Source organism: Corynebacterium sp. 045007, assembly GCF_040743205.1.
In the GTDB taxonomy this organism is placed as follows: domain Bacteria; phylum Actinomycetota; class Actinomycetes; order Mycobacteriales; family Mycobacteriaceae; genus Corynebacterium; species Corynebacterium jeikeium_D.
The window spans coordinates 64670-81853 of record NZ_JBFLKW010000008.1; the positions used below are offsets into that span (position 1 = coordinate 64670).

General features: G+C 59.0%; 12 protein-coding genes. 7 read left to right on the top strand and 5 right to left on the bottom strand.

Going from position 1 to position 17184, the window contains the following annotated elements; all coding sequences use genetic code 11:
* The first annotated feature begins 7 nt into the window (after positions 1–7).
* Complete coding sequence (locus AB1Z34_RS05830; RefSeq protein WP_246823178.1) at positions 8–1387, top strand: DoxX family membrane protein; 1380 nt, start codon at positions 8–10, stop codon at positions 1385–1387.
* 75 nt (positions 1388–1462) lie between these two features.
* Positions 1463–2347: a hypothetical protein gene (locus AB1Z34_RS05835; RefSeq protein WP_367158044.1), complete on the top strand. Its 885-nt coding sequence runs from the start codon at positions 1463–1465 to the stop codon at positions 2345–2347.
* 15 nt (positions 2348–2362) lie between these two features.
* Here the strand turns inward: AB1Z34_RS05835 and ilvD are convergent, their stop codons facing one another.
* The 3 genes from ilvD to AB1Z34_RS05850 all read right to left on the bottom strand — a co-directional run bounded on the left by ilvD (position 2363) and on the right by AB1Z34_RS05850 (position 6603).
* A complete protein-coding gene (gene ilvD / locus AB1Z34_RS05840; protein WP_272707877.1) occupies positions 2363–4207 on the bottom strand; it encodes a dihydroxy-acid dehydratase in 1845 nt (614 codons plus the stop codon).
* A gap of 134 nt (positions 4208–4341) precedes the next feature.
* Entirely contained in the window at positions 4342–4890 is a 549-nt protein-coding gene (locus tag AB1Z34_RS05845) for a PH domain-containing protein (protein ID WP_224433173.1), read from the bottom strand.
* Between the two features lie 57 nt (positions 4891–4947).
* Positions 4948–6603 (bottom strand): mechanosensitive ion channel family protein, encoded by a 1656-nt coding sequence (locus AB1Z34_RS05850; RefSeq protein ID WP_367158045.1) that lies wholly within the window; start codon positions 6601–6603, stop codon positions 4948–4950.
* 360 nt (positions 6604–6963) lie between these two features.
* Here AB1Z34_RS05850 and AB1Z34_RS05855 point away from each other — a divergent pair, with 360 nt between their 5' ends.
* The 5 genes from AB1Z34_RS05855 to serA all read left to right on the top strand — a co-directional run bounded on the left by AB1Z34_RS05855 (position 6964) and on the right by serA (position 14322).
* Positions 6964–8874 (top strand): acetolactate synthase large subunit, encoded by a 1911-nt coding sequence (locus AB1Z34_RS05855; RefSeq protein WP_049172103.1) that lies wholly within the window; start codon positions 6964–6966, stop codon positions 8872–8874.
* A 34-nt stretch (positions 8875–8908) separates the two neighbouring features.
* A complete protein-coding gene (gene ilvN / locus AB1Z34_RS05860) occupies positions 8909–9412 on the top strand; it encodes an acetolactate synthase small subunit (RefSeq protein WP_048735338.1) in 504 nt (167 codons plus the stop codon).
* A gap of 53 nt (positions 9413–9465) precedes the next feature.
* On the top strand, positions 9466–10482 hold the full coding sequence (gene ilvC, locus AB1Z34_RS05865; protein WP_038628558.1) for a ketol-acid reductoisomerase: 1017 nt from the start codon (positions 9466–9468) through the stop codon (positions 10480–10482).
* Positions 10483–10763: 281 nt separating this feature from the next.
* The gene (locus AB1Z34_RS05870) at positions 10764–12488 is read left to right on the top strand and encodes a hypothetical protein (RefSeq protein ID WP_049172104.1); all 1725 of its coding nucleotides are present in this window, start codon (positions 10764–10766) and stop codon (positions 12486–12488) included.
* A 238-nt stretch (positions 12489–12726) separates the two neighbouring features.
* The gene (gene serA, locus AB1Z34_RS05875; protein WP_016422498.1) at positions 12727–14322 is read left to right on the top strand and encodes a phosphoglycerate dehydrogenase; all 1596 of its coding nucleotides are present in this window, start codon (positions 12727–12729) and stop codon (positions 14320–14322) included.
* 122 nt (positions 14323–14444) lie between these two features.
* Here the strand turns inward: serA and AB1Z34_RS05880 are convergent, their stop codons facing one another.
* Together AB1Z34_RS05880 and AB1Z34_RS05885 are read right to left on the bottom strand one after the other, a co-directional pair.
* The gene (locus tag AB1Z34_RS05880) at positions 14445–15947 is read right to left on the bottom strand and encodes an acetyl-CoA hydrolase/transferase family protein (RefSeq protein ID WP_048735346.1); all 1503 of its coding nucleotides are present in this window, start codon (positions 15945–15947) and stop codon (positions 14445–14447) included.
* A 151-nt stretch (positions 15948–16098) separates the two neighbouring features.
* Positions 16099–17175 carry a GTP-binding protein gene (locus tag AB1Z34_RS05885; RefSeq protein ID WP_049172106.1) on the bottom strand — a complete coding sequence of 359 codons (1077 nt, stop codon included), beginning with the start codon at positions 17173–17175 and terminating at the stop codon, positions 16099–16101.
* Positions 17176–17184: the final 9 nt, after the last annotated feature.

The following is a 17184-nucleotide window of genomic DNA, read 5'->3' on the forward strand; positions in this document are numbered from 1 at the left end:
GGACGATGTGAGCGACTCAGAGAAGTACCCGAACGACCGCGCCCTCGAGAATGTGGAGGACGGATTCGATGACGATCTCGACGTCCCGACCTACCGCAAGCTCGCTGAGCCAATGAACGAAGAAACCAACCGCGATGACAGCGACAACACCGCAACGCAGATTTTTCCGGGTGTGCCGGAAAAGCGCGTAGATGAGGAGCCGGAGGCGGAGGTAGACCAAGAAAACCTACCGCCGGAATCCGCCGCTGCATCAGAGACAGCGGCAGAGACAGAGGTCGAGCCGAGCCCCGAGCCGGAGCCTGAAGCTCAGGAAGCCCCGAAGAAGCGCTACGACGCCTACGCCGCTGCAGGCCGCACGGCACCTCAGGTGATTAGCCCTGCCGGTAAGCCTTCGCCGCGGGATGAACAGGCCGAAGCTGAATTGGCACCCGCGGCCGATAAAGAGTCGGAGGTAGCCCCGGAGCCGGAGGCGACCGAAATCTTTGAGCAGCCGGCTCGTAGTGAGCGCGTTGATTCAGACGAGGATTTCAGCCAGCCGACGCAAGCCTTCTCGGCTTCTGAAGCGGCAGGAGCGTCCGCAGCGGGAGCTACTGCAAATAAGTCGGAAGCACAGCCAGCATTCGACGATGAGGCAGAGCCGACCTATGACTCTTCACGCAATTCCGCAGCTGAGACTCAGTATTTCGATGAATCGGATTTCGCTGAACCGGCTGCCTCTCGCGATACCGCTGGTGCCGCTGGTGCCGCTGGTGTTGCAGGAGCAGGCGTAGGGGCCGCCGGGGCAACTGCTGCTACGACTACCGCCGCTGCTGACGACGATGAAGACACGGACTTTTACGACGACAACGAACCGGAGCACCGTCGCGGCACCACCGATTTCGGCCTTCTGCTGCTGCGTCTTGGATTGGGTGCGCTACTGCTGGTCCATGGTCTGACAACGCTGCTCGGCTGGGGCAACTCCGGTGGCACCACTGCGCTGGAGACACAGTTTAGCCAGAACAACTTTGCTCTCGGCCCTGTAATGGCCACTGCCATCCCAACGGTTCAGCTTATCGCGGGTGCCCTGCTTATCTTGGGTCTCGCGACACCGCTGGCCGCGGCGTTGGCGCTGGCATTGTCCGCCTACCTCAGCATGTTTGATGTGGCTACCTCTGCCAATGGTGTGAATATCGTTGGCCAGGACTCCAGTAACCTCCAACTACAGCTGTTGATGACCGCCATGGCGCTTGGCTTGCAGTTCACCGGCCCAGGCCGCATCGGCATCGACTTCGGACGCGGCTGGGCTCGTCGACCACTGGCATCGTCGTGGATCTTCGGAATTCTGTCCATCGCCGCAGCAATTGGCCTGTGGTGGCTGACGACCGGCACGCTGCCGTTTGTTGGCTAAGGCGGCTCGCGGCTACACAAACAGTCGAGCGACCTAAACTAGGTTCTCGGTTAGGGCCGGGGTACAATGCCCCCTATGCCAAAGTCGAGACACGCACTAAAGACCACCCTCGCGGTGGTCTTTTTCATGTCTTCGATAGGCGCGACAACGTCGATCCACTCACCGTCGACAGCTGCTGCCGACGAGCACAGTGAGGTTGCAGCCTCCGTCTCGTCGGCAAGCGTCTGGGCGACACATCAGGTGAGTCTGCCACGCATGGACCTCAACGCCGAAGGGTTGATTGAGGTTGACCCACGCACGCAAATGGCGGTGAGCTACGAACCGGTGGGCGTGGGGTACAGCAGCCAGGCATCGCAACGCCCGCTGCCGGCGCTATCCCTGATTAAGTTGTATATCGGTCAGTATGTGCTCGAACACGGCACTGCCGACGATGCCGAGCGCGTCGAAAAGATGATTTCGCGCTCCGACGACGATTTGGCAGCCGACTTCTACCGGAAGTACCCGGAATCGGTCGATTCCGTTGCGACCGAGTACGGCCTGTTCAACACCTCCGGCGGAGAAAAGTGGGGAGTATCGAGGACCACCGCGGAAGATGTGGTGTCTTTTATTTCCCAGCTCCGTCTGAAGCATCCTAATTCTGAGGTGCTTGAGGCGATGCGACACTGGTCGCCGATTGCTGCCGATGGCTATCGACAGAATTTTGGTCTTGCCGGCCTGCCCGGTTCTGAAGGCGCGAAGATGGGCTGGTCCAACCGGCGTTCGTGGCACTCTTCCGTTGTTTTTGGCCCCGGATATGTAATGGCGGCCATTACCGAGGGTGGCAAAAATGCACACACCGAGGACGTCGCTGAGGGGATTGCCGACGTCGAGTGCCGGGATTTGGTGAAGCCCACGCGGAAGACTGGGCGCAAAGCTACCCTAGAAACGCCAAAGGCCCGTGCGGTAAGCACAGGCCTTTAAGCGGGTTTGATCTAGCTAGTCGACAATGCGAACCGCGCCCTTATCCGCACTGGACGCCATCTTGGCGTATGCGCGCAGCGCCTTGGACACCTTGCGCGGACGCGGCTTGTGCGGTGTAAACGGCTTGTCGCGCTTGAGCTCCTCATCGCGGCGAGCGGCCAGCTCCTCGTCGGACACCTGAATCTCGAGGCGTCGTTCAGCGACATCGATGTACACCGGGTCGCCGTTGCGGACGAGACCGATTGCACCGCCGGCAGCGGCCTCCGGGGAAACGTGGCCGATAGACAGTCCGGAGGAACCGCCGGAGAAGCGACCATCGGTGACCAGTGCACAGACCTTACCCAGGCCAGCGCCCTTGATGAATGCGGTCGGGTGCAGCATCTCCTGCATGCCCGGGCCGCCGGAAGGACCCTCGTAGATGACAAAGAGAACTTCGCCCGGCTGCAAGGTGCGGTTCAAGATGACCGAGACAGCCTCTTCCTGGCTCTCTACGACACGAGCGGTGCCTTCGAAGTGGAACTGATCCTCGCCGATACCCGCGGTCTTCAGGACAGCGCCGTCCTCGGCGATGTTGCCGCGCAGGACACACAGACCGCCTTCCTTCGTGTAGGCGTGGTCGAAGTCGCGGATGCAGCCATTTACGGAGTCCGTATCCAGGCTCTCCCAGCGATTGGAAGTGGAGAACGGCTCGGTGGTGCGGACACCGCCAGGGGCTGCGTGGAACAGTTCAATCGCTTCGTCAGTGGCCTTGCCGCCGCGGATATCCCAGTTGTCCAGGTGCTCCTCCAGAGATGGGGAGTGAACGGAGCGGACATTCATTTGCAGCAGGCCCGCGCGGCGCAGTTCGCCGAGGATGGCTGGAATACCGCCGGCGCGGTGGACGTCCTCCATGTAGTAGTCCGAGTTCGGTGCCACCTTGGACAGACAAGGCACGCGGCGGGAAATGGCGTCGATGTCAGAGAGCTCGAAGTCGATCTCGCCCTCCTGTGCGGCAGCGAGAATGTGCAGCACGGTATTGGTGGAACCGCCCATGGCAACGTCGAGCGTCATTGCGTTGACAAAGGCATCGCGGTTGGCGATGTTGCGCGGCAGCACGGACTCGTCACCATCGTGGTAGTAGCTCTTCGCCAGGTCCACAATCAGTTCACCGGCGCGGGTGAACAAATCGCGACGGGCCTGCTGAGTCGCCAAGGTAGAACCGTTGCCCGGCAGGGACAGGCCGAGGGCCTCGGTCAGGCAGTTCATCGAGTTTGCGGTGAACATACCCGAGCACGATCCGCAGGTCGGGCACGCCGAGCGCTCGATGTCGAGTAGATTCTTGTCATCGACCTTGTCGTTCGCGGATGCAGAAATAGCCGAGATGAGGTCAGAGCCGGGCTTGACGACGCCATCGATAACAACCGAAGATCCCGATTCCATCGGCCCGCCGGAAACGAAGACCACCGGGATATTCAGACGCAGAGCCGCATTGAGCATGCCCGGCGTGATCTTGTCACAGTTGGAAATACAGACCAATGCGTCAGCGGTGTGAGCGTTGACCATGTACTCCACAGAGTCAGCAATAATCTCACGGGACGGCAACGAGTAGAGCATGCCGTCGTGCCCCATCGCAATTCCGTCATCGACAGCAATGGTGCTGAACTCACGGGGGACACCGCCTGCTGCGGTCACAGCTTCTGCGACGATGTCGCCAACGTCCTTCAGGTGCACGTGCCCCGGAACGAACTGAGTGTAAGAGTTTGCAATTGCGATAATCGGCTTGCCGAAGTCGCTATCGGTCATGCCAGTTGCGCGCCATAGGGAACGCGCACCTGCAGCATTACGGCCGGCAGTGGTGACTTTAGAGCGAAGGGGAATCATGGGGGCTGCCCTTCCTAGATAGGGTGCAAGGTAATTAATTATCCATATTAATCACAAAAAGCCCCTAATGTCTCATTTCGTGGTCACTGGTGTCCGCATAATGAGATTTAGGGGCTTTGTGGACTGCTTATATGTTACTCGGCAGTGGTGTCACCTTTAGGCTTGGCACCTTTGGCCTTAGTGCTTTTAGCCTTGGCATCGGCCTCAACCTCACTGACCTTCTTCATTACCGAGTAGCCATCGCGGTCGAAAACCTCGACCTTGTCATTTTCCGCCATGCGAGCCGAAGCAATCGGATCTGGAATCAGACCGCCGGTGGCTTCCTTCAACTCCGGTAGCGAATTAAAAGAGATGGCCGGCAGGGCGATGCGCTCATCGGACTTGGTCACTGCAAAGGCGCGACCGCCCTTGTTGAAGAAGATGCCCGCAAATTCGCTCCAGGGCACCGAGCGGCGCTTGGCCAATAGGTACACCGCGGTGATACCGCGTGGTCCCACAGTGGTGCGTACTCGGAAAATCCAAAGCGTATAAATCAACGGTGCCAGGAAGGTAACGGCCAGCCACGGGGCAAAACCGGTGGCAATTACACACAGCACGAGCATGAACGCAACGATGAACAGATGCGTCTTCTGTGGGCGAAATCGCTGCGTCGCAATTTTTGGCTGTGGAGTCGAGTCAGTCATGGCCTTTGATTGTAGCGGGTAGTTCGGATTCGCCAATGCACGGTGGGCGGTTGCGCGTTATTGCGTATCAGCGGAGTTCGGTTCCGTGTTGTTAGTGGAGTCTGTCGACTGTGATCCGCCAGAGCTCTCGTTGTCGGTGTTGCTCTGGTCAGAGTCCGGCTCGGTGGAGGTGGCGGTCGAAGGTGCGCGGTTCTGCGTGCTCTGAGGCTGCTGTGAAGTCTCGGACGGCTGATTCTGTGGCGTCTGAGTCTGCTGCGAAGTCTCGGTGGGCTGCACACTCTGTGTAGTGCTAGTCGGCTGGTTCGATGACTGCGGAGCTGACGACTTTTCCGGGTCCTCTTCCTGCGTCGTTACCCGATCGCTCCACCTGCTCGGTGCCAACCATCCGGACGGACCGCCCTCGGTCTCGACCGTCATGAGATTCAAAACGCCGAGGACAATTAGGGTTGCCAAGAGCATGATTGTCGAAACGCGAGCACGTCCACCTGCAGAGAGGATTCGCCGGATCTTCTGGCGCGTCGTGAGCGTCTTCCAGTCAGGGTGGCTAACCAGCTTGCGGATGGCGTTGTTGCTTCCGCTGTCCTCCTGCTCGCGTCGAGCATCATCGAGGTCAGCACCCGCATGCGGCAGGTCGGATCGCTCGTTCCCGTCTTGCTTATCGACGGTCTGAGTTTCCATCAGTTTGGTTTCTGCGGTATCCGGCTGGGCAGTAGTGTCCGCTACCGCTTCGACAACTTCGGTTGGAGCGCTGTCGCCGTCGTCAAGCTGTTGTTTCTTCTCTTGCTTAGCATCGGCCTGCCTAAGCTGTTCGATCATCGTGACATCGCGGACATGACCGGTGATTTCTTCGGCGGGAGCAAACGGGGTCTGTTGGGCGCGCTCGCCGTAGTCATCCCACCAAGTGTCGATGACTGCGGCGCGGATGGCGCGCTCGATCAGCCATTGGTCGCCCGGTTTGCAGTCGACAATCAAGCGCATAGTGACGGTCCACGGCAGGCCCATAACCGTCGGCGGATTGAGCTCCGTGGAGGACTGCAGCTTGATCTCGGAGAGAACTGCATCCTTGACGGAGTCCAGTGCGATGGCACTCTTGGCGGCGGCGACAGTGCGCTCTTCCAGGTCCTTAATGGAGCCACCGGCGGTCATCGGTACGGGAACTTCAACAACAGCACGGGACCACTGTGAGGAGTAGTTGATACACATGCGTGCCTCGGAGTTCGGCACGATAATTTCCTCGCCGTTGAGGGTGCGGATGGTGGTGGCGCGCAATGTCATATTGACCACGTCACCCTGCACGGTGCCCGAAGGGGCATGGAACTCAACCCAGTCGCCAATGCCGTACTGCTTCTCGGCGATGATGAACAATCCGCCAAGGAAGTCGGCGATGACTCCCTGTGCGCCAAAACCAACAGCGGCGGAAACAACCGTCGCGGGGATAGCGGCGGCGGTCAGTGAGATTCCGAATTTCGACAGAATCGCGATGATTAAGACGAAGTATGCAATGACTTCGACGATGTAAACCACAGCGCCAATCAGTGCGCGCCGTCCCTTGGACTGCTCCTCTGAAGAGGAGATGTTTCCGTCCGCAATTGCCAGAACGAAACGTCGGATGCGGGGAACAAGAATTAGCAGAATGGCCAGACATGCGATGGCAAGGCCGTTATTGGCCACCCATTGCCATGTCCGTAACAACATGTATTGCAAGAATTCCATGCCATCCACCGTAGGTCGTTCGCCTTAATATGCGCTGAGTTTAAAGGTAAAGAATTATGCATAAAGACGAGCTTTGGACTTGGGGCTTGCGGGGCTTGGGCGTGTAGGGCTCGGGTGTGCAGGCTTGGGTGTCCCCGGGGTCGTGGTCGGAGAGTTTCTGGGTAGAGTGATTCCCAAAGTTGGGGCGGGGTTCTCGTTGGAATCGGGTGGGTGCTCGGGGTGTGATACGGATGGCGTGTCCAATTGACGGGATTGACTTCTCACTATGTGGACGTTAGGGTTGTAGCCAACGCCACATTCGTAGCTTCTTTGCGTGAATGTGTGTTGAGTAGTTGCCCACCATGATCCAGGAGCGAAATCGTGAACGCGCACGAGCAGCACACCCCATCGCCCGCCCAATTCGCGGCTAAGGCGCGCACCAGCGCCCCCGAGCGAATTTCTGGTGCACAAGCCATTGTCCGATCCCTTGAAGAGCTTGGTGTCGAGGTAGCCTTCGGTATTCCCGGTGGTGCAGTGCTTCCGCTCTACGATCCGATTTATGACTCGGAGAAGCTTCGTCACGTCCTGGTGCGCCACGAGCAGGGAGCTGGCCACGCTGCCACTGGTTACGCGCAGGTTTCCGGCAAGGTTGGTGTCTGTATCGCGACTTCCGGCCCGGGTGCTACTAACCTGGTGACCCCGCTCGCGGATGCTCAGATGGACTCCGTTCCGGTTGTCGCTATCACTGGTCAGGTCGGTCGCCCGCTGCTGGGTACTGACGCTTTCCAGGAGGCTGACATCCGCGGTGTGACCATGCCGATTACGAAGCACAACTTCATGGTCACCGAAGCTGAGGACATCCCGCGCGCGCTCGCTGAGGCATTCCACCTGGCTTCTTCTGGTCGTCCAGGTCCGGTTCTGGTCGATGTCCCGAAGGACCTCCAGAACACGATGATCGACTTCACCTGGCCACCGGAGATCAACCTGCCGGGTTACCGTCCGGTGACAACCCCGCACCAGCGACAGATCGACGAAGCCGCTGAGATGATTGCTGCGGCAAAGCGTCCGGTGCTCTACATCGGTGGTGGCGTCATTAAGGCCGATGCTTCCAAGGAGCTGGTCGAGTTCGCCGAGCAGACTGGGGTTCCGGTCGTGACCACGCTGATGGCTCGCGGCGCATTCCCGGACTCGCACCCGCTGCACATGGGTATGCCGGGCATGCACGGCAAGGTGTCAGCCGTCGCTGCTCTGCAGAAGTCCGACCTGCTCATCACTATTGGCGCGCGTTTCGACGACCGTGTTACCGGTGATCTGAATTCCTTCGCGCCGAACGCGAAGGTAATCCACGCCGACATTGACCCGGCAGAGATTGGCAAGCTCCGCGAAGTTGATGTTCCCATCGTCGGCGATGCCCGCGAGGTCCTTGCCGCACTTAGCGAGTCCTACACCAAGCTCGGTCTTAGTCGCCCGCAGATTGCCGACTGGCTGAAGCTTCTCGACGGTCTCCGCGACGAGTTCCCCCTCGGGTGGGAAGAGCCCGCTGATGGTGCAATCGCTCCGCAGTTTGTAATTCAGACTCTGTCCGACATCGTTGGTCCAGAGGCCATCTATGCCGCTGGCGTCGGCCAGCACCAGATGTGGGCAGCGCAGTTCGTCCAGTACGAGAACCCGCGCACCTGGCTTAACTCCGGTGGTGCCGGCACGATGGGCTACTCAATCCCGGCTGCGATGGGTGCCAAGGCGGCTGCTCCAGAAAAGGAAGTCTGGGCCATCGACGGTGATGGTTGCTTCCAGATGACCAATCAAGAGCTGACCACCTGTGCAATGGAAGGTTTTCCCATCAAGGTTGCCTTGATTAACAACGGTAATCTGGGCATGGTTCGTCAGTGGCAGACGCTGTTCTACGATCAGCGCTACTCCAACACCAAGCTGCGCCCGGAGGACAACTCCTACCTGCCGGACTTCGTCCAGCTCTCCGAGGGGCTTGGCTGCGTGGCGATCCGCGTGACCAAGAAGGAAGATGTCGCGGCGGCGATTAAGAAGGCACGCGAGATTAATGACCGACCGGTGGTTATTGACTTCATTGTCGGTGAGGATGCTCAGGTGTGGCCGATGGTGGCAGCTGGCAAGTCCAATGATGAGGTCGAATACGCCCGCGGTCTGCGCCCGCTGTTCAACGATGAGAATTCAGCAGCTGAGGCCCCGGCTGACATCCACGGCACTGTTGTGGACAACTCCGAGGACGCCGCGAAGCAGCCCGACGCTAACCACCCGTCCATGAAGACCCGCTAATCGGGATCCGAAGCAACAGGAAGTGAGTCCCAAAATGGCTGAACTGCACACTCTATCCGTGTTGACCCTCGATGAGCCGGGTATTCTGGTCCGCATTGCGGGCATGTTCACCCGCCGAGGTTTCAGCATCCAGTCGATTACCTCGGGTGAAACTGAGACCGAGGGAGTCAACCGCATCACCGTCGTGGTTGAGACGGAGACGCTGCCGATCGAACAGATTACTAAGCAGCTGAACAAGCTGGTGCCCGTGCTGAAAGTGGTCCGCCAGCCCCCAGAGACCATGGTGTCGCGCGGACTGCTGATGGTGAAGGTTTCCTGCGACAACACCAATCGTCCGCAGGTAGTCGATGCCGCCAATCTCTTCCGTGCCCGTGTGGTGGACGTTTCTCAAGAGTCTGTCATCATTGAGGCGACGGGTGAGCGCTCGAAGCTTGTAGCCCTGCTGGAGGTCCTCGAGCCGTTTGGTATCCGTGAGCTCATTCAGTCCGGTACCGTCGCAATGGCACGTGGGCCGAAGCCGATGCTCCAGGCCCGCTAACAACTAAACGCTAAGATTTTTAACGAATCCGATTCGAAAAGAGGCTAACTTTAATGGCTATTGAACTGCTGTACGACGACGATGCTGATCTGTCCATCATCCAGGGACGTAAGGTTGCCATCCTGGGCTACGGTTCCCAGGGCCACGCTCACGCTCAGAACCTGCGCGAGTCCGGTGTCGAGGTTGTTATCGGTCTGCGTGAAGGCTCCAAGTCCGCTGTGAAGGCTCAGGAAGCTGGCTTCGAGGTTAAGTCCAACGCAGATGCCGCTGCATGGGCAGACGTCATTATGGTGCTGGTTCCGGACACCACCCAGGCAAAGGTTTACAGCGAGGACATCGAGCCGAACCTGAAGGACGGCGACGCGCTGTTCTTCGGCCACGGTCTGAACATCCACTTCGACCTCATCAAGCCGGCTGACAACATCACCGTCGGTATGGTTGCTCCGAAGGGCCCGGGTCACCTGGTTCGTCGTCAGTTCGTCGATGGCAAGGGCGTTCCGTGCCTGATTGCCGTTGACCAGGACCCGAAGGGCGAGGGCCGCGACTTGGCTCTGTCCTACGCTGCAGCTATCGGTGGCGCCCGCGCTGGCGTTATCCCGACCACCTTCGAGGCAGAGACTGTGACCGACCTCTTCGGTGAGCAGGCTGTTCTCTGTGGTGGCACCGAGGAACTGGTCAAGGTCGGTTTCGAGGTTCTGGTTGAAGCTGGCTACGAGCCGGAGATGGCATACTTCGAGTGCCTGCACGAGCTGAAGCTGATTGTTGACCTGATGTTCGAGGGTGGTATTGCCAACATGAACTACTCGGTCTCCGACACCGCTGAGTTCGGTGGCTACCTGTCTGGCCCGCGCGTTATTACCGCTGATACCAAGCAGCACATGCGCGAGATTCTGTCTGACATTCAGGACGGCACCTTCACCAAGCGCCTGATTGCCAACGTCGAGGGCGGCAACAAGGAGCTCGAGGACCTGCGCGCTTCCTACAACAACCACCAGATTGAAGAGGTCGGCTCCAAGCTGCGCGACCTGATGAGCTGGGTTAAGGTCGACGCTCGCGCTGAGACTGCCTAAGTTTGTTGCTTAAGCGAATCCCCCGCTTGTTCGCGAAGTAGGGCTTCATCACTGAGCTTCACCGCCGTGATGAGGCCCTTTTCGTATCTCTCTCACTAGTATTCTTTCACTGAACCGTGTGGGGTAGACGTGTGGGATAAACGTCTGAGCCAAAAGCAACTACTGCCAAACGGGTGTAGCCCCAGTCCTATCCGGGGTTCTAATCTGGGTTGAAAGGTCTCCCTCAACAAAGACGTTCGATAGTCTAATCGTTGAAATCAAATCATTTCACGGAGGTAAATGTGCGAGTATCCGCAATGACGCGGCGCGTGACGGCAACCGTTGCCCTGACGGTCAGCCTGGCGTTGGGGTCAAGCGCCTTGGTCGCGTGTGGAAATTCCGACAGCGCTGTTTCCACGAAGAAGGTGGACGCTGAATCGACGGTGCTTAGCGACGACATCGCAGCGTCGGAAAGCCTGATCGACAGTTCGGAAGCGGTTGTCGTTTCCTCGGCTGGCTCTGCTGAGCAGCGTAGGGCGGCAGGCATCGCGGTTGCTGCTGGTCTGCCGATGCTAGTGGCTGGTTCTGCCGAAGATGCGGAAGATGACACTACTGCCAAGAGCCCGAAGAAGGATGCTCGTGGCCGTGATACCGGCGCCGATATCGCCGATGTGGAAAAAGAGATTGACCGCCTGGGCGCAAAGACAGTCCTTACTGTGGGGGCAGTTGACCTGACTGGGGAAGAGGGCCGTCAGATCATTGCGGATCCGGGTACGACCGATGGCCTTAAGGAGCTCGTCGGTACCGAGTTTAAGGTTCTCAAGGAGACGGAGTCGAAGCCGACTCGCGCTGTCGTTGAGATGGATCCGGAGAAGCCAACTGTCGTCGAGGGCGATGCAACGAAGGATGGGGCAGCCAACCAGGAGGCTCAGGATCGCGCCAGCGATGGGCAGGACGACAAGGGACAGGAGAGCGTCACCCTGCCGAAGGGATCTCCGAAGGAGGTCAAGGACACATTGGCACTGGCCGCACCGGGTACCGGTTTGGCCTCCATTGCTACGGCCCGTGCCGCTGGCCTGAAGGTCAGTTGGTTGCCGGTGGGCGACGCGCGTGCTACCTCTGAGTCGATTTCCGCTGCTCGCGACGGCGAGTCCCTGATTGCTCTGGGTAAGGTTTTCGGCGATAAGGACAAGTTTGATCAGTCCATCGAGCTTGCCAAAGATGACAAGGTTAAGGAGCTGCCAGGTGGAGGCACACTGCTGTTCCCCGGTCGTCATCTGATTGCAACGTATGGTCACCCAGGTGTCGCTCCATTGGGCGTGATGGGCGAGGATGATCCGGAGGATGCCGTCGCACGTGCGAAGGACTACGTCAAGCAGTACGAGAAGTTCGCCGATGACCCGGTACTGCCGGCCTTCGAGATTATCGCTTCGGTCGCGCAGGCTGACCCGGGTCCACGCGGTGACTACTCCGAGCCAGCTCCGGTTGAGACTCTGAAGCCGTACGTCGAGGCCATGACCAAGGCCGGCGGCTACGTCATCATCGACCTGCAGCCGGGTAGTGCGGACTTCCTGGACCAGGCCAAGTTCTACGAAGAACTGCTGAAGATGCCAAACGTCGGTCTGGCGCTGGACCCGGAGTGGAAGATGGAACCGGGGCAGGTTCCGGCGACCCAGGTTGGTCACGTTAAGGCTGAAGAAGTCAACCGCGTTGCTGATTGGCTGGCTGAGCTGACTCGTAAGAACAACCTTCCGCAGAAGATGCTGATGCTGCACCAGTTCCAGCTACAGATGATTCGCGACCGCGAGACGCTGGATCTGTCGCACCCGGAGCTCGCATTCGTTCTGCATGCCGACGGCCATGGCACCGCGCAGGAGAAGTTTGAGACCTGGAACGTCATGCTGCAGGATTTGCAGCCGGAGATTTTCGAAGCGTGGAAGAACTTCATCGACGAGGATCAGCCGATGTTTACTCCTGAGGAGACCATGAACATCGAGCCGCGTCCGTGGTTGGTTACGTACCAGTAGGTTATAGACCAGCAGAAATAAAAATATAACGCGAAATATTTGCCGACTTGAATGTCGGGGGCAACGGCGCTTACTCCCTAAACAAAGGGTAGTAAGCGCCGTTTTGCTTAGGTAAGTCCCCCCGTGTCTCACCCCCAGAGTTTATGATGAGACGTAATGCGCGTGCACGCTTTAGTAGTTTTCTTAAGTGACACCGCACATACTGCATAAACTTTTCGAGACAAACCAGGAGATGCTTGTGAGCCAGAACGCTCGCCCCGTTGTCCTCATCGCCGACAAGCTGGCACAGTCCACTGTGGACGCATTGGGGGATTCCGTTGAGGTCCGTTGGGTAGATGGCCCGAACCGCGCTGAGCTCCTGGCTGCGGTTGGTGATGCTGACGCACTTCTCGTCCGCTCCGCTACCACCGTGGATCAGGAAGTCCTCGAGGCTGCTCCGAATCTGAAGATTGTCGGTCGCGCCGGCGTTGGCCTGGATAACGTCGACATCGATACCGCTACCAAGCGCGGCGTCATGGTTGTCAACGCTCCGACCTCTAATATTCACTCTGCATGTGAGCACGCAATCGCACTGCTGCTGGCCACCGCTCGCCAGCTGCCGGCTGCGGACGCGTCCCTGCGTGAGGGGGAGTGGAAGCGCTCTTCCTTCAAGGGTGTCGAAATCTTCGGCAAGACCGTCGGTATCGTCGGTTTCGGTCACATCGGCCAGCTGTTTGCGCAGCGTCTCGCTGCTTTCGAGACCAACATCATTGCGTACGATCCGTACGCGAACCCGGCCCGTGCTGCTCAGCTCGGTGTTGAGCTGGTTGAGCTGGAAGACCTGATGGCTCGCGCTGATTTCGTGACCATCCACCTGCCGAAGACCAAGGAAACCGCTGGCATGTTCGATGCTGAGCTCCTGGGCAAGGCCAAGAAGGGCCAGATCATCATCAACGCTGCCCGCGGCGGTCTCGTCGACGAGCAGGCGCTTGCCGACGCGATCAAGGCAGGCAACATCCGCGGTGCTGGCTTCGACGTGTACGCGACCGAGCCGTGCACGGATTCCCCGCTGTTTGGTCTGCCGGAAACTGTTTGTGCTCCGCACCTGGGTGCCTCCACCGTTGAGGCGCAGGACCGTGCAGGTACCGATGTCGCTAAGTCCGTACTGCTGGCCCTGGCTGGCGAGTTCGTCCCGGATGCAGTCAACGTTTCCGGTGGCGCTGTCGGAGAAGAGGTGGCCCTGTGGCTCGAGCTGGCTCGTGAGCTGGGGCTGGTTGCTGGTGGTTTGCTCGAGGGTGCTCCGGCCGCTGTTGAGGTTACCGCTCGCGGTGAGCTGCACACTGAGGACGTTAACGTTCTGGGGATGGCAGCAATCCGTGGACTGTTCTCTCTCATGGTGGAAGAACCGGTCACTTTCGTCAACGCTCCGCGTATCGCAGAAGAGCGCGGTGTGACCTTCACTGTCGAGACCGAGCCGGAATCCGTCTCCCACCGCTCCGTTCTCGAGGTCAAGGTCATCGGTGCTGATGGCTCCACCGCTACCGTCGTTGGTGCTCTCACTGGCCTGAACCGCGTCGAGAAGATTGTCCGTATCAATGGCCGCGGCATCGACATGCGCGCTCAGGGCCGTAACCTCTTCCTGCTGTACAAGGACGTTCCGGGCGCTCTGGGTCGCGTTGCTACCACCCTGGGTGAGTCCGGTATCAACATCGAGGCTGCTGCTCTGTCTCCGCAGGAAGCAGATCAGACTGCCATCCTGGTGCTGCGCGTTTCCAAGGAGGTTCCGGAGGAGCTCGTCGGAAAGATTACCGAGGAGATCTCCGCTACCCACGCTCTGCAGCTCGAGCTGGACTAGTTCTGAGCGCCTAGGCGTTTTAGAGCTAGTCTCTAGCGCAGCTTCTACTGCATGAAAAAATCCCCTCCGCATGGAGGGGATTTTTGTTTCCCAGCTGATCTATGCAGCCGTAGCCCTACTGCCTAGCCCTTCATCGAGCCCTTCTCAATCATGTTGACGTGGAAGTCGAAGGCAGTACGCAGGTCGTGCGGGGTAGACATGCCCGGAGCGGTCTTCAGCGCGCGCTCGTAGTACTCCTCCAACAGTGGCTGGTACTCCGGGTGTGCAACGGAAATCATCTTCGCCACGCGGTCACGCGGTGCCAGGCCACGCAGGTCAGCGAATCCACGCTCGGTGATGATGACCATGGCGTCGTGCTCGGTGTGGTCAATGTGCGAAGCGAACGGAACGATAGTCGAAATCGCACCGTCCTTCGCCAGCGACGGCGAGATGAACGAGGAAACGAAGGCGTTACGGGTGAAGTCACCGGAACCACCGATGCCGTTCATCATGCGGCTGCCGTTGATGTGGGTGGAGTTGACGTTGCCGTAGATGTCGGCCTCAATCATGCCGTTGGTGGCGATTAGGCCGACGCGACGGACAACCTCCGGGTGGTTAGAAATCTGCTGCGGGCGCAGAATGATGTTCTCGCGGTAGCGAGCAGCCTCGTTGTTCATACGCTCGGCCGCTTCCGGAGACAGGGAGAAGGAGGTAGCCGAAGCGACGGTCATCTTACCTGCGTCAATCAGGTCGATCATGCCGTCCTGAATAACCTCGGTGTAGGCCTTGATGTTCTCAAACTTGGAGTCCAACAGACCCGCCATCACGGCGTTCGGCACGTTACCGACGCCCGACTGCATGATGTACTGGTCGTAAGCCAGGCGACCCGCGCGAACTTCGCCCTCGAGGAAGTCGAGGAAGTGTCCGGCAATGGCCTTCGAGGTCTCATCCAACGGCTTGAACGGGGAGTTGCGGTCCGGCGCGTTGGTCTCGACAACTGCGACAACCTTGTCCAGGTTGATGTCGATGTAAGGGGTACCAATGCGGTCACCCGGAGCGTTGATCGGCACCGGCGTGCGGTTAGGCAGGTGCTGAATGCGGTAGATGTCGTGCATGCCCTCGAGTTCCTCGGACTGCCACGAGTTGACCTCAATGATGATCTTGTCAGCGTTGTCCATCCACTCGACGTTGTTGCCAACGCTTGACGACGGAACGAGGTGTCCATCTTCCGTAATACGAGTGACCTCAACAATTGCGGCGTCAATCGGCAGGAAGCCCTGCTCGATGTACAGCGCGGAGTGGGAGAGGTGGATGTCCTGGTACTTCGCCTTGCCGGAGTTGATGGACTTACGCAGTGCCGGATCGCCCTGGTACGGCATGCGGTAGCGGATGATGTCAGCTTCTGCCATCACGCCGTCACAGTCTGGGGCAGTGGAAGCGCCTGTGTAGATGTCGACAGCGAACTCTTCACCCTTGGCGTGAAGTTCCTTGCCACGGTTTGCCAGCGCAGTCGGCAGGGCCTTCGGGTAGCCAGCACCGGTGAAGCCAGAGATGCCGAGGGCATCACCATGATTGATAAACTGTGCAGCCTCGTCGGCGGTCATTACCTTGCCGCGCAAACCGGCATGTGCGATGCGATCAGACATGTCATCTCCTAGATAGACTGTTCGACTTTAGTTTTGTCGCCTAACCTAGCATGCGCTAACAGTGTGTTGCCACACCCGCAGGTTGAGAAGTGATTTATGACACTCTGATCGCTTCAGCGGGTCGTTTATCGGCGCTCTTCCAGGGGCTTTGTTACAGCAATTCCCGCACTTCTTCGTCGGTCAGCATCGCGTCCTCGAACGCTTGCAGTGTGGCCTCTGGGTTAAATTTCACACCGATGAGTACGACCTCATTGGATGGTGGGACATCGGTCTGCGCCCACATGACGGCAGGGGTGATTTTCAGGTTCGGCCCCGCCTGACTCCACACGTGGGCGACTTCGAGGCGGTCGGAAATCCAGCAGTGCCCCTTGGATCGTACGAGCCCCTTTGTGCCGCGGAGAGCCTTGATTAGTCGTTCGCGGTCGAAGGGTCGATTGCCTCGGAAAACAACCGAAGAAATGCCGTATTCTTCAGTCTCCGGCGTGTGGGGATTCGCAAGTTCTTCTGCATATCCGTGGAAAGTGGCCGCGGTACCTTCGTCGTAAAGCGATGCGTCGAGAATGGCAGAGGTGGCGATTTCGCCGTTAGTCACGCGGACGATGCGTGCGCGGGGGTTCATTGCGCGGATCGTTTCCTCGGTACCGCCGGTGAGCTTTTCGCCGGCGAGGTCGGATTTGGTGATGAGGATGAGATCGGCGAATTCCACCTGGTCGACGAGGAGGTCGGCGACCGTGCGTTCGTCGTCAGGCAGCGCGCGACCCTGGCGGAGACTGTCGAGGAATGTAGAGGCGTCGACGAGCGTGACCATCGTGTCGATGGGGGCGATGTCGGCGAGGCGGCGGCCGTCGTCGAATTCCCACTCGAAGGTAGCGGCGACTGGCATGGGCTCGGAGATGCCGGTGGATTCGATGACGATGTGTTCGAATTTGCCGCTGCGCGCGAGCTTGCCGACGTTTTCCACGAGGTCATCTCGCAGCGTGCAGCAGATGCAGCCGTTAGACATTTCGATGAAACGGTCCTCGCCGCGCTCGAGATATGTGCCCTGCTCGATGAGGGCGGCATCGACGTTGACTTCCGAGAAGTCGTTGACGATGACCGCGATTTTGCGCCCCTGTGAGTTTGCCAGGAGGTTGTTGAGGAGGGTGGTCTTGCCGGCGCCCAGGAATCCGGACAGGACGGTGACGGGAGTGGTCTCGGTGGTGCTATCAGAAAATTCGGTAGAAGTCACTCGACAAGA

Bases quoted from the DNA above. Each gene is read 5' to 3' on its own strand.
- AB1Z34_RS05835 (WP_367158044.1), top strand. From the start codon at position 1,463: ATGCCAAAGTCGAGACACGCACTAAAGACCACCCTCGCGGTGGTCTTT.
- ilvD (WP_272707877.1), bottom strand. From the start codon at position 4,207: ATGATTCCCCTTCGCTCTAAAGTCACCACTGCCGGCCGTAATGCTGCA.
- AB1Z34_RS05845 (WP_224433173.1), bottom strand. From the start codon at position 4,890: ATGACTGACTCGACTCCACAGCCAAAAATTGCGACGCAGCGATTTCGC.
- AB1Z34_RS05850 (WP_367158045.1), bottom strand. From the start codon at position 6,603: ATGGAATTCTTGCAATACATGTTGTTACGGACATGGCAATGGGTGGCC.
- ilvN (WP_048735338.1), top strand. From the start codon at position 8,909: ATGGCTGAACTGCACACTCTATCCGTGTTGACCCTCGATGAGCCGGGT.
- ilvC (WP_038628558.1), top strand. From the start codon at position 9,466: ATGGCTATTGAACTGCTGTACGACGACGATGCTGATCTGTCCATCATC.
- AB1Z34_RS05880 (WP_048735346.1), bottom strand. From the start codon at position 15,947: ATGTCTGATCGCATCGCACATGCCGGTTTGCGCGGCAAGGTAATGACC.